At 68.7% G+C, this 12,599-nt stretch carries 8 protein-coding genes; 6 read left to right on the top strand and 2 right to left on the bottom strand.

Translation table 11 applies throughout. From position 1 onward, the window contains the following. Nucleotides 1-3 precede the first annotated feature (3 nt). Nucleotides 4-3,888: an ATP-dependent RNA helicase HrpA gene (gene hrpA / locus ACIRGA_RS17735; protein WP_400942319.1), complete on the top strand. Its 3,885-nt coding sequence runs from the start codon at nucleotides 4-6 to the stop codon at nucleotides 3,886-3,888. Between the two features lie 176 nt (nucleotides 3,889-4,064). On the opposite strand, the gene ACIRGA_RS17730 is transcribed toward hrpA, so the two are convergent. After that, complete coding sequence (locus tag ACIRGA_RS17730; protein ID WP_400942318.1) at nucleotides 4,065-5,771, bottom strand: bifunctional 3'-5' exonuclease/DNA polymerase; 1,707 nt, start codon at nucleotides 5,769-5,771, stop codon at nucleotides 4,065-4,067. Between the two features lie 150 nt (nucleotides 5,772-5,921). Here ACIRGA_RS17730 and ACIRGA_RS17725 point away from each other — a divergent pair, with 150 nt between their 5' ends. Continuing rightward, nucleotides 5,922-7,559, top strand: coding sequence for an acyl-CoA synthetase (locus tag ACIRGA_RS17725; RefSeq protein WP_400942317.1), 1,638 nt, complete (start codon nucleotides 5,922-5,924; stop codon nucleotides 7,557-7,559). Here the strand turns inward: ACIRGA_RS17725 and ACIRGA_RS17720 are convergent. Next, complete coding sequence (locus ACIRGA_RS17720; protein ID WP_400942315.1) at nucleotides 7,556-8,512, bottom strand: hypothetical protein; 957 nt, start codon at nucleotides 8,510-8,512, stop codon at nucleotides 7,556-7,558. The two genes, ACIRGA_RS17725 and ACIRGA_RS17720, sit on opposite strands and share 4 nt — an antisense overlap. Before the next feature lie 261 nt (nucleotides 8,513-8,773). Between ACIRGA_RS17720 and ACIRGA_RS17715 the strand changes: the two genes are divergently transcribed. The 4 genes from ACIRGA_RS17715 to ACIRGA_RS17700 all read left to right on the top strand — a co-directional run bounded on the left by ACIRGA_RS17715 (nucleotide 8,774) and on the right by ACIRGA_RS17700 (nucleotide 12,593). After that, a complete protein-coding gene (locus ACIRGA_RS17715) occupies nucleotides 8,774-10,024 on the top strand; it encodes a S8 family peptidase (protein ID WP_400942313.1) in 1,251 nt (416 codons plus the stop codon). Nucleotides 10,025-10,125: 101 nt separating this feature from the next. Beyond that, nucleotides 10,126-10,878 carry an SDR family oxidoreductase gene (locus ACIRGA_RS17710; protein WP_400942311.1) on the top strand — a complete coding sequence of 251 codons (753 nt, stop codon included), beginning with the start codon at nucleotides 10,126-10,128 and terminating at the stop codon, nucleotides 10,876-10,878. Continuing rightward, complete coding sequence (locus ACIRGA_RS17705; RefSeq protein ID WP_400942310.1) at nucleotides 10,875-11,936, top strand: phosphotransferase family protein; 1,062 nt, start codon at nucleotides 10,875-10,877, stop codon at nucleotides 11,934-11,936. The genes ACIRGA_RS17710 and ACIRGA_RS17705 overlap by 4 nt, the downstream gene beginning before the upstream one ends. Continuing rightward, nucleotides 11,937-12,593: a histidine phosphatase family protein gene (locus ACIRGA_RS17700; RefSeq protein WP_400942309.1), complete on the top strand. Its 657-nt coding sequence runs from the start codon at nucleotides 11,937-11,939 to the stop codon at nucleotides 12,591-12,593. Nucleotides 12,594-12,599: the final 6 nt, after the last annotated feature.

The raw sequence follows: 12,599 nt of genomic DNA, 5'->3' as shown, positions 1-12,599 counted from the left end.
GTCATGGCTTCTCAACCTTCCCCGCTCGGCGCCCTGCGCGCTCGCCTGCCCGAACTGATGTCGCGCGACGAGCACCGCCTCCGGCGCCGGCTCGACGGTGCCCGGAAAGCGCGCAACGCCGAGTCGATCGCCGCGCAGATCGAGGCCGACATCGAGGCCGCCGAACTCCGGGTCACCCGCAGGCGTGACAGCGTCCCGAAGATCTCGTTCCCCGAAGAGCTGCCCGTCAGCCAGCGGAAGGACGAGATCGCCGCGGCCATCCGCGATCACCAGGTCGTGATCGTCGCGGGCGAAACCGGGTCCGGGAAGACGACCCAGCTGCCCAAGATCTGCCTCGAACTCGGTCGCGGTATCCGGGGGCAGATCGGGCATACGCAGCCACGGCGGCTGGCCGCGCGCACAGTCGCCGATCGCATCGCCTCCGAGCTGAACACCGAACTCGGCGAGGCCGTCGGCTACAAGGTCCGGTTCACCGACCACTCCGGCCAGGACACGCTGGTCAAGCTGATGACCGACGGCATCCTGCTCGCCGAGATCCAGACCGACCGGATGCTGCGCCAGTACGACACCCTGATCATCGACGAGGCACACGAGCGCAGCCTCAACATCGACTTCATCCTCGGCTACGTCAAGCAGCTCCTGCCGCGCCGTCCCGATCTCAAGGTGATCATCACCTCGGCGACGATCGACCCGGAGCGGTTCTCCAAACATTTCGACGACGCGCCGATCGTGGAGGTCTCCGGCCGGACGTATCCGGTCGAGGTCCGCTACCGGCCGATCATCGACCCGGACGATCCGGACGCCGATCAGGATCGCGACCAGACGCAGGCCATCTGCGACGCCGTCGACGAACTCCAGCACGAGGGCCCCGGCGACATCCTGGTGTTCCTCTCCGGCGAGCGGGAGATCCGCGACGCCGCCGACGCGCTGTCCAAACAAGACCTTCGCAACACAGAGATCCTGCCGCTGTACGCGCGGCTTTCGTCGTCGGACCAGCATCGGGTGTTCCAGCGCCACACCGGGCGCCGTGTCGTGCTCGCCACCAACGTCGCCGAGACGTCGCTGACCGTGCCGGGTATCAAGTACGTCGTCGACCCCGGCACCGCGCGGATCTCGCGGTACAGCCACCGCACCAAGGTGCAGCGGCTGCCGATCGAGCCGGTCTCCCAGGCGTCGGCGAACCAGCGCAAGGGCCGCTGCGGCCGGACGTCGGACGGTATCTGCATCCGGCTGTACTCCGAAGACGACTTCGACGCGCGGCCCGAGTTCACCGATCCGGAGATCCTGCGGACGAACCTCGCTTCGGTCATCCTGCAGATGACCTCGCTCGGCCTCGGCGACATCGCCGCGTTTCCCTTCGTCGAGCCGCCGGACCGCCGTCAGGTCACCGACGGCGTCCAGCTGCTTCAGGAACTCGGCGCGTTCGAGATGTCCGACGGGAAGAAGCTCACCGAGACCGGCCGCAAACTCGCGCTGCTCCCGGTCGATCCGCGGATGGCGCGAATGGTGCTGGAGGCCTCCCGCAACGGCTGCGTCCGCGAAGTGATGATCATCGCCGCCGCACTGTCCATTCAGGACCCACGTGAGCGGCCGGCGGAGAAGCAGCAGGCGGCGGACGAGCAGCACGCGCGGTTCGCGGACAAGACTTCCGACTTCCTGGCGTACCTGAACCTGTGGGAGTACGTCACCGAGCAGCAGAAGGCGTTGTCCACCAACCAGTTCCGCCGGATGTGCCGCAACGAGTACCTGAACTACCTGCGCATCCGCGAATGGCAGGACATCTTCAGCCAGCTGCGTCAGCTGGCCAAACCGCTCGGCATCACGCTCAGTACGTCCGGCCCGGCCGATCCGCAACGCGTGCACACGTCGCTGATCGCCGGGCTGCTGTCGCATGTCGGCCTCAAGGATCCGGCCAAGGGCGACTACCTCGGCGCGCGCGGGGCGCGGTTCTCGGTGTTCCCGGGGTCGGCGTTGTTCAAGAAGCAGCCGCGGTTCGTGATGTCGGCGGAGCTCGTCGAGACCTCGCGCCTGTGGGGCCGGGTCAACGCGCGGATCGAGCCGGAATGGGTCGAGCCGCTCGCCGGGCACGTCGTGAAGCGGAACTACTCCGAGCCGCACTGGGAACGCAAGCAGGGCGCGGTGATGGCGACGGAGAAGGTGACGCTGTACGGCGTCCCGCTCGTCGCCGACCGCCGGGTCAACTACGGCCGGATCGACCCCGAGGTAAGCCGGGAGCTGTTCATCCGGCACGCGCTGGTCGAGGGCGACTGGGAGACGCGGCACCACTTCTTCCGCGAGAACCGCGCGCTGCTCGACGAGGTCGAGGACCTGGAGAACCGGGCGCGCCGCCGCGACATCCTGGTCGACGACGAGACGCTGTTCGAGTTCTACGACCAGCGTGTCCCGGCCGACGTCGTCTCCGCGCGGCATTTCGACAGCTGGTGGAAGAAGGCGCGGCACACCGAGCCCGACCTGCTGAGCTTCGAGAAGACGATGCTCATCAACGAGACCGCGGGCGGCGTGCGCGAGGCCGACTACCCCGACTTCTGGACGCAGGGCAGCCAGACCTTCAAGCTCACGTACCAGTTCGAGCCGGGCGCCGACGCGGACGGCGTCACCGTGCACATCCCGCTGCCGGTGCTGAACCAGGTCACGCCGGACGGTTTCGACTGGCAGGTCCCCGGCCTGCGCGAAGAACTGGTGACGCAGCTGATCAAGTCGCTGCCCAAGGCGATCCGGCGCAACTTCGTGCCGGCGCCCGACCACGCGAAACTGGTGCTGTCGCGGGTCGGTCCGGCCGACGGGCCGCTGCTGCATGCCGTCGCCGACGAGCTGGAAGCGTTGCGCGGGGTGGTGATCCCCGACGACGCCTGGCAGCTGTCGGCGGTCCCCGAACATCTGAAGATGACCTTCCGCGTGGTCGACGTTCGCGGGAAAAAGGTGTCCGAGGGCAAGGACATCGAGGCGCTCAAACGAGATCTGAGCGGCCAGGTGCGCGCGACGATCTCCAAGGCCGCCGACAGCATCGAGCGTGAGGGCCTGACGACGCCCGCGTTCGGCGAACTGCCGAAGGTGTTCGCGAGCAAGCAGCGCGGGCACGACGTCAAGGCGTATCCGGCGCTGGTCGACGAAGGCGGCTCCGTCGCGGTGCGGCTGCTGGACACGCCGGGCCAGCAGGAACAGTCGATGTGGGCGGGCACGCGGCGGATGCTGCGGCTGAACATCCCGTCGCCGATGAAGTTCATCACCCGCAACCTCGGCAACTCGTCGAAACTCGTGCTGAACCGGAATCCGCACGGTTCGGTGGCGGCGTTGCTCGAAGACTGCGTCGATTGCGCCGTCGACAAACTCGTGGCCGACAACGGCGGACCACGCTGGGACGAGGCCGGATTCGCCGTCCTGCTGGAAAAGGTGCGCGCGGGCCTGAACGCCGGGGTGCTCGACGTGCTGACCAACGTCGAGAAGATCCTGCGAGCGGCCAACGACGTCGAAACGCGGCTGGCCGACACGCGCGGCCCGAAGGACTCGCTCGCCGACATCCGCGCGCAGCTGGACGGCTTGGTGCACAAGGGTTTCGTCACCGAAACCGGACAGGACAGGCTCAAGCACGTCGTCCGATATCTGCGCGGGATCGAGCGGCGGCTGGAGAAACTCCCGACCGAGCCCACGCGCGACATCCAGCGCACCGGCGACATCGCCTGGCTCCGCAACGAGTACCAGACCGCGCTGGACGCGCTGCCGCCCGGCACCTCATCGCCCGCGCTGCGGGACATCCGGTGGATGATCGAGGAACTGCGGGTGAGCTTCTTCGCCCAGACGCTGGGCACCGCCCACCCCGTCTCGCTGAAGCGCGTCATCAAGGCCCTGGACGACGCCGCCGCCTCCTGACCCGAGTTACGCCCCCAATCACGCGAGTTACGTCCCCAATCACGCGAGTCGTCCATCTGATCACGCGAGTTCGCCGTCTGATCACATGCGTGCCCGTGGCGCGAAAACGGAACTCACGTGATTGGGGGTGTAACTCGCGTGTTTGAGGGGCGAACTCGCGTGATTGGGGGCGTAACTCACTTGGCGTCGGCGTAGGTGTCCACGGCGGCGATGTGCAGCGGGAACCGGACCGGGCAAGCGGCCCCGAACAGCATCCGCGCCGCTTCGGCCATGCTGTCCATAATGGACTGGGCGACCTCGTCGGCGAACTCGGCGGGGGTGTGCACCAGGACCTCGTCGTGCTGGAAGAACACCAGGTGCGCGGGCGAGGGGAGCCTGCTGCGCAGGGTCGCCAGCAGGACCGCGGTCATGTCCGCCGCGCTCGCCTGCACGACGAAGTTCCGGGTGAAGCGCCCCCAGTTGCGGGACGCCTGGCGCGCCTTCAGCTCACCGGCCTCGTCCTCCGCGACCCCGCCTGTCAGCGCGCGCCACGCTTCCGACGGCGCGGGCGACGTCCGGCCCAGCCGGGAGCGGACGCGCTCACCGCGTTCCCCGGCCTGCGCGGCACGCTCCACATAGGACACCGCGTCCGGGAACCTGGTGCGCAGCAACGCCAGCAGCGGACCGGCCTCCCCGGACGTACCGCCGTACATCGCCGACAGCATCGCGATCTTCGCGCGGTCCCGATCGTCCCTGTCGTCCCACGCGGGCACCGGCACGCGGCGCACGCCGGAGAACATCGCCTCGGCGAGGCTCGCGTACAGATCCGTGGCCGCGGCGACGTCGGCGAGCTTGCGGTCTCCGGACAACGCCGTCAGCACCCGAGGCTCCAGCTGTGCGGCGTCGGCGACCACCAGCTTCCAGCCTGGATCGGCCCGGACACAGGTCCGCAGGATCTTCGGGATCTGCAGCGCGCCCCCGCCCCGGCTCGCCCAACGGCCGGAAACGACCCCGCCGACGACGTAGTGCGGGCGGAACCGGCCGTCGTGCACCCACTCGTCGAGCCAGGTCCAGCCGTTGGCCGAATGCAGCCGCGCGAGCTCCTTGTACTCCAGCAGCGGCGGGACGGCGGGATGGTCGATGTCGCGCAGCAGGTACTTCCTGGCCGACGAGACCTCGATGCCCTCCCGCCCGAGCGCCCGGACGACGCTGGCCGGGGCGTCCGGATTGACCGGGCGCCCGCCGAACGCGTCGCTGATCTTCGCCGCCAGCTCGACCAGCCGCTTCGGGCGGTGCCCGGCCGGGACTCGGGGCCCGAGCTGCTCGGCGAGCAACGCCAAATGCAGGTCGGCCCGCCAGGGCAGCCCGTCGAACGACATCTCGGCGGCCGCCAGCGCACTCGCCGACTCCGCCGCGAAGAGCAGCCGGAGCCGCTCCGGACGCTCGGTGACGGCGACCCGCTTCTCCTGCTCGGCCAGCACCCTGCGCACCGCGTCGACCACCGTGACGCCGGCGGGCAGCCGCGGGCCGCGCGTCTCGAACAGCGTCGGCTGGTCGTCCTCGGCCCAGAGCGGCGGCTCGTCGGCGGGAGGCTCCTGTCCGTTCGCCCTGGCCAACGCCGCGCGCAGGCTTCGCGACTCTTGCGGGCGCCCCTCGTGGGCCAGGAGCAAGCCCTCGATCAGGGTCAGGTCGTGGCAGCGCCGCACCCGGACGCCCGCCTTGATCAGCGCGGGGTACGTCCCTTCGACCGACGGGAACACCCACCTGGGTGAATGCTCCGCCTCCAGGCTCCGTACCTCGCCGACGAACTCCGGGAGCTTCAGGCCCCGCCGCGGCGGCTGGCCCGAAAGAGCGATCGCGAAGTCGCCGTCCTCCTCTTGACCTGCGATCGCCTGCACACTCACATTGTGGTGGTTCCCCCCGACATTTCTGTCACCAGACGGTTAGTGCGCCTGCGCTATCGGTCGGCTACTGTCGAGTAGCAACCCCATACCGCCGGTACGCGAACCGCCGGCGGCATGGTGTCTCGCCGCAGCAGCAACGGAGGTGCCCGGATGAGAAACCCCACCGGCCTCGCCACCCTGGTGGCGGGCAAGGTGACCGAGACCGTGCGCAGCATCGACGTGATGCGCCAAGCGGGCCTGCTCCCGATCCCGCGGGTCGACGAGGGCCTGCGTTCGCTGGTCATGGTGCGGAAGTGGGGCCCGTTCGCCGGGGCGAACATGATCGCCGCCCGCCGGGACCCGACCGCGACCGGCATCATCGACGAGCTGGGACCGCTGACCTTCAAGCAGCTCGACACCCAGTCGAACGCGCTGGCCAGGGCATGGTCCGAACGCGGCCTCGGCCCGGGTTCCGTGATCGCCGCGCTGTGCCGCGACCACCGCGGTCTCGTCCTGACGATGCTCGCCTCGGGCAAACTCGGCGCCAAGCTGCTGCTGATGAACACCGGGTTCGCCAAACCCCAGCTCGCGGACGTCGCGAAGCGTGAAGGCGTCACGGCGCTCGTGTACGACCAGGAGTTCACCGAGCTGCTGGACGCGGTCGAGGGCGACGTCGACCACTACCTCGCCTGGGTCGATTCGGACACCGAGCTCTCCGGGCACAAGATCCCGATCGTCACCGAACTGGTCGCCAGCACCGACGACCGCCCGTGGCCCGCGCCGGCCAAACCGGGCGGCTTCATCCTGCTGACCAGCGGCACCACCGGGACACCGAAGGGCGCGCCGCGGCCGCACACCTCCGCGCTCGCCTCCGCGCAGTTCCTCGACCGCATCCCGCTGCGCACCGGCGAGGCGACCTACATGGGCGCGCCGCTGTTCCACGGCACCGGGTTGTCGCAGTTCATCCTGTCCTTCGCGCTCGGTTCGAAGGTCGTCATGCGGCGCAAGTTCGTGCCAGAGGAGACGTTGCGCGGGGTCGCGGAGAACCGCTGCACCACGCTGGTCCTCGTGCCGACGATGCTGCAGCGGATCGTCGACCTGCCCGAGGAGGTCCGCGCCAAATACGACACCTCGTGCCTGCGGATCATCTTCGTCGCCGGCTCCGCGCTGTCCCCTGATCTGGGGAACCGCGCGACCGCCGCGTTCGGCGACGTCGTGCACAACCTGTACGGCTCCACCGAGGTCGCGGTCGCGACGGTCGCGACGCCCGAGGACTGGCGCAAGGCGCCGGGCACGGTCGGCCGCGCGCCGGTGGGCTGCAAGGTGGCGCTGTACGACGAAAAGGGCGGCAAGATCACCGAGCCGCATGTCACCGGCCGGGTGTTCGTCGGCAGCGGGCTGAGCTTCGAGGGCTACACCGACGGGCGCAACAAGGAGATCATCGACGGGCTGCTCTCCAGCGGCGACGTCGGCCATTTCGACGAGGACGGCCTGCTGTTCATCGACGGCCGCGACGACGAGATGATCGTTTCCGGCGGCGAGAACGTGTTCCCGATCGAGGTGGAGAACCTCCTGGTCGAACGCGAGGACGTGATCGAAGCCGCGGTCGTCGGCGTCGAGGATCCCGAGTTCGGGCAGCGACTGAAGGCGTTCGTGGTGCGGTCCGAGAAGTCGGAGCTGGACGTCGACGGCGTGCGCGAGTACGTCAAGGCCAACCTCGCGCGGTACAAGGTGCCGCGTGACGTCGAATTCCTCGACGAGCTGCCCCGCAACGCGACCGGGAAGGTGCTGCGCAACAAGCTGCGCTAGTACTCCCAGTCGATGCCGAAGACGCCGGGGCCGAAGTCGAGCGCAACGGCGTGGACACCGTTGCCTTGGTCCGGTTTGAGTTCCTTCCGGTCCATCGGTGACGTGCCCTGACCGTGCTTGGAGTATTGCCAGCACTTCGCCGGGGTGGACTCCGGATCGAACCGGACCTCCAGCAGGTACTCGCGCACGGGACGCCGGAACTCGCGGTAATGCGTGTTCCGGCACTCCGGGTACGGCGGCCCGGGGTTGGTCAGCGAGTACTCGATCAGGTGCGTCTCGCCGCGGTCGATGGGCCGGTCGAAGAGCAGTTCGGCCACCGTGAGCCCATGCTCGTCGTCGACCTCGGCGCGGCCGACGTGGCAGTTGCGCAGCGTGTTCAGCACCGGCGGCCCGGCTTCCGGGTCGCCTTGGGCGTAGACCAGCAGCCAGCGGTCCTGCCCGTCCGCGCCCGCCTGGAACACCGCCCGCGCGGTCACCGCGCGTTGCCCGCCGTCCTCGGCGATCTCGCACAGGTCGTGCAGGCCGACGAGCTTCAGCTGATGGTGTTGTTCGAGCGCGTTGGGCGCGCCGACCTTCTCCAGCAGCGCCTGGAGGGCTTCGAGCGGGAAGGTCAGCGGCTGCTCGGTCGTGGCCCGGCTGCGGCGTGACGACGCCCCGCGTGGTCGCGGCGGCGGCAGCAGGCTGAGCAGGGAACCGGCGGGAATCGCCAGGACCTCTTCCAGGACACGGACCGCGGACAGCGAACTCTGCCGTTCCGGCTGACGTTTGCCCGATTGCCAGTAACTCAGCGCGGTCACGCTCACCGACGCGCCGCGCGCGAGCAGCCGGGCTTGGATACGGTCGAGACTCAGGCCGCTCGTGGCGATGGCCGATCGCAACGCGGTGGCGAACGCGGTACGCGGTTGATCTTCATCGTCCGTGGTCACTCGGTCCGCCGCGCTCCCCGCCACCATATGCTGCCCGACCGCCCCCGTCTGCCGTTCACTGACACCGCCCGGTTGATAACAACACGAATAACTTTAACAGTCGGAGGTAACGCTTCAGGGGCGCCTTCTGCCAGGCGAAAACGACTTTCCGGACGAGCGTCGTTAGTCCGAATGGCCTAGTACTGGTAACTGTGAATCATTGCCCGGCCACCAGCGCACCGGCTTGCATGGCTCTCAGCAACGATCATCCTCCCGGGTGATCCGCATGGCGCGGCAGGAAGGGAACCAGTGAGCAAGTCCCGGAAGAACCTGAAGTCCCGAAAGACCCGTAGCGGCCTGGTGGCGGGAGTCGCCCTCGCCGGTGTGACCGCGGCGGTCGCCACGTTCGGCGCGGGCGCCGCCAACGCCGACCAGCTGGGCGAGATCCGCGACGCGGGTGCCGCCAACGCCGTCGGCGGCAGCTACATCGTCGTCCTCAAGCCCACCGCGGTCGGCCAGGGCGTCGCCGCGGCGAGCGAGATCACCGCGAACGTCGCCGCCAAGGCGCAGGGCCTCACCGGTCAGTACGGCACCACGCTGTCCCGCACCTTCGGCTCGGCGCTGAACGGCTTCTCGATCAAGGCCGACGAGGCCGCCGCGAAGCGTCTCGCCGCCGACCCGCAGGTCGCGTACGTCGTCCAGAACAAGACGTTCAAGATCAGCGAGACCCAGGACAACCCGCCCTCGTGGGGCCTGGACCGCGTCGACCAGGCGGACCTCCCGCTCGACAACAAGTACACGTACCCGACGAAGGCCGACAACGTCACCGCCTACGTCATCGACACCGGTGTCCGCGGCACGCACAAGGACTTCGGTGACCGCGCGACCGGCGGCAAGGACTTCGTCGACAACGACGACACCCCCAACGACGAGCACGGCCACGGCACGCACGTCGCCGGCACCATCGGCGGCACGGACCACGGCCTGGCCAAGGGCGTGAAGATCGTCGGCGTCCGCGTGCTGGACGCCAACGGCAGCGGCACCACCGAGGGTGTCGTCGCCGGTGTCGACTGGGTCGCGGCGAACGCCAAGGGCCCGTCGGTCGCCAACATGAGCCTGGGCGGCGGCGCGGACGACGCCCTGGACGCGGCGGTCAAGGGCGCCATCGACAAGGGCGTGACGTTCGCGCTCGCGGCGGGCAACGAGTCCTCCGACGCCGGCACCACCTCCCCGGCCCGTGTCAAGGAGGCCATCACGGTGGCCGCCAGCGACAAGACCGACAAGCAGGCCAGCTTCTCGAACTACGGTTCGGTCGTGGACCTGTACGCGCCGGGTGTCGACATCACCTCGACGTGGGGCACCGGTGACGACGCCACCAACACCATCAGCGGTACCTCGATGGCTTCGCCGCACGTCGCGGGCGCTGCCGCGCTGTACCTCTCGGCGCACCCTGACGCCACCCCGGCCCAGGTCTCCGAGGGTCTCGTCGCCGCGGCCGCGGACGGCAAGATCAGCAACCCGACCGGTGGAACCGCGAACAAGCTGCTCCAGGTCAAGTAAGACCCTTGCGGACAGGCTGCCCCCGGCGTACTCCAGGCGCCGGGGGCAGCCCCGTGTCCAAGGGGATCCCAGACTTGTTACCAACGGGTAAGCTCCTGCCCATGGTCCTGCGGAAGAACATCCTGATCACCGGGGCGAGCTCCGGACTCGGCGAAGGAATGGCCAGGCAGTACGCCGCGAGAGGCCGCAACCTGGCGTTGGCCGCCCGCCGTGTCGACCAGCTGGAAGCCCTCGCCGCGGAGCTCAAGCAGGCGTATCCCGGCATCACCGTGGTCACCCGGAAGCTCGACGTGAACGACCACGATCAGGTCTTCGCCGTCTTCGAGGAGTTCCGCGAGGAGCTCGGCTCCCTCGACCGTGTGATCGTGAACGCGGGGCTCGGCAAGGGGCAGCGGGTCGGCACCGGCCGGTTCGACGCCAACAGCGAGACCCTGCGGACGAACTTCCTCGCCGCGGCCGCCCAGATCGAGGCCGCCGTCGGCATCTTCCGCAAACAGAAGGACGGCCACCTCGTGGTCGTTTCCTCCTTCCTCGCGCTCCGCGGTGTTCCCGGCAACGCCACCGCGTACGCCGCCTCGAAGGCGGGTATCTCGGCGTTCACCGAAGGAACCCGGATCGAGCTGCGCAAGACGCCGATCAAGGTCACCACGCTGCTTCCCGGGTTCATCGAATCGGGAATGAACCCGGACATCTCGAAGCTTCCGGGCGCGGTCAAGGCGGAGGCCGGCGCGCAGGCGCTGGTGAAGGCGATCGAATCCGAGACGGCGAAGGCGTTCGTGCCGACGTGGCCGTGGAGCGTGCTCTCGAAGCTCTTCCCGCTCGTCCCGGCGTCGTTGCTGAAGAAGTTCGGATGACAGCGCCGGACAAAACCGTCGAGGTACGCGGAGAGGACTCGTTCGACCCCGCTGCGGTGCACACCTGGCTGGCCGCGCGGGTGCCCGGTCTCGGTGACTCGCCGCCCGGGGTCCGCCAATTCCCCGGCGGCGCCTCGAATCTCACGTATCTGCTGACCTATCCGGATCGCGAGCTGATCCTGCGGCGTCCGCCGCTCGGGCACAAGGCCGCGTCCGCGCACGACATGCGCCGTGAATTCCGGGTGCAGCAAGGGTTGCGGCCGGTCTTCCCGTACGTGCCCGAGATGCTCGCCTTCTGCGACGACGAAACCGTGCTCGGCGGCGACTTCTACGTGATGGAGCGGCTCGAAGGCCTGATCCTGCGCGGAGATCTGCCCGCCGGTTTCGACCTGCCGCCCGACAGCGCGCGCGAACTGTGCGGCAAGGTCGTCGACCGGCTGGTCGAGCTGCACGCCGTCGACGTCGAGGCCGCCGGGCTGGCCGACCTCGGCAAGGGCGCCGGCTACGTCGAGCGCCAGGTGCGCGGCTGGTCGGAGCGGTTCCTCAAGGCCCGCACGGAGAACGTCCCGGACTGCGCCGAGGTGATGGCGTGGCTGAAGGAGAACCAGCCGTCCGAGGTGAAGATCTGCCTGATCCACAACGACTACCGGCTCGACAACCTGGTGCTCGACGACGAGCTGGGCATCATCGGAGTGCTCGACTGGGAGATGGCCACCCTCGGCGATCCGCTGATGGAACTGGGCAGCACGCTGGCGTATTGGGTGCAGGACGACGATGACGACGTCATGAAGCTCAGCCGTCGCCAGCCGACGCACGTGCCGGGGATGTACACGCGCGAGGAGTTCGTGCGACGGTACGCGGAGCGGTCGGGCCTCGAAATCGGAGACTGGACGTTTTATGAGGTGTACGGCCTGTTCCGGCTCGCGGTGGTGATCCAGCAGATCTACTACCGGTTCCACGAAGGACAGACGACCAACCCGGCGTTGAAGGACCTCTGGCAGTTCGTCGGCTACCTCGATGGACGCTGCCGCCGGATCACCGGAGGAGGGCACGCGTAAATGGGTGCGATCTACCTGGTCCGGCACGGGCAGGCGTCGTTCGGCGCGGAGAACTACGACCAGCTCTCGCCGCGCGGTTTCGAACAGTCCACTGTGGTCGGTGAGGAACTGTTGCGGCGGGGTGTCGAGTTCACCCAGGCGCGAGCGGGTTCCCTTGCCCGGCAACGGGACACGGCCGCGACGGCGTTGAAGGTGCTCGGCTCCGGGATCGCCGTCGTAGAGGACGAGCGCTGGAACGAGTACGACCACGTCGACATCGCGAAATACCACGCCGCCGGTGCCCAGCAGAACGATTCGCGGGCGTATCAGGCCGCTTTGGACGGTGCGCTGAACGCCTGGGTCTCGGCGGGAGCTTCCGGTCCCTGCGCCGAAACCTGGCCTCAATTCCTGGAGCGGGTCAAGGGCGCGCTCTCCGACGTCGTGGCGTCGCTGGGCAAAGGCGAGCACGCGGTCGTCTTCAGCTCCGGTGGCGTGATCGCGACGGTCTGCGGCTTGCTCATGGGTACGCCGGAAGCGGGGCTGCTGAAGCTGAACCGGGTCACCGTGAACGCGGGCATCACCAAACTCGTGTCCGGCCGCGGCGGGGTGACCCTGTTGTCGTTCAACGAACATCCGCATTTCGAGGCGGAAGCCGCGGAATTGCTCACCTACCGCTAGGAGACA

It is taken from the genome of Amycolatopsis sp. NPDC102389 (genome assembly GCF_044765885.1).
Taxonomy (GTDB): domain Bacteria; phylum Actinomycetota; class Actinomycetes; order Mycobacteriales; family Pseudonocardiaceae; genus Amycolatopsis.
This window is presented reverse-complemented; position numbering and strand designations above follow the sequence as displayed.

Bases quoted from the DNA above. Each gene is read 5' to 3' on its own strand.
- ACIRGA_RS17720 (WP_400942315.1), bottom strand. From the start codon at position 8,512: ATGGTGGCGGGGAGCGCGGCGGACCGAGTGACCACGGACGATGAAGAT.
- ACIRGA_RS17700 (WP_400942309.1), top strand. From the start codon at position 11,937: ATGGGTGCGATCTACCTGGTCCGGCACGGGCAGGCGTCGTTCGGCGCG.
- hrpA (WP_400942319.1), top strand. From the start codon at position 4: ATGGCTTCTCAACCTTCCCCGCTCGGCGCCCTGCGCGCTCGCCTGCCC.
- ACIRGA_RS17725 (WP_400942317.1), top strand. From the start codon at position 5,922: ATGAGAAACCCCACCGGCCTCGCCACCCTGGTGGCGGGCAAGGTGACC.
- ACIRGA_RS17710 (WP_400942311.1), top strand. From the start codon at position 10,126: ATGGTCCTGCGGAAGAACATCCTGATCACCGGGGCGAGCTCCGGACTC.
- ACIRGA_RS17705 (WP_400942310.1), top strand. From the start codon at position 10,875: ATGACAGCGCCGGACAAAACCGTCGAGGTACGCGGAGAGGACTCGTTC.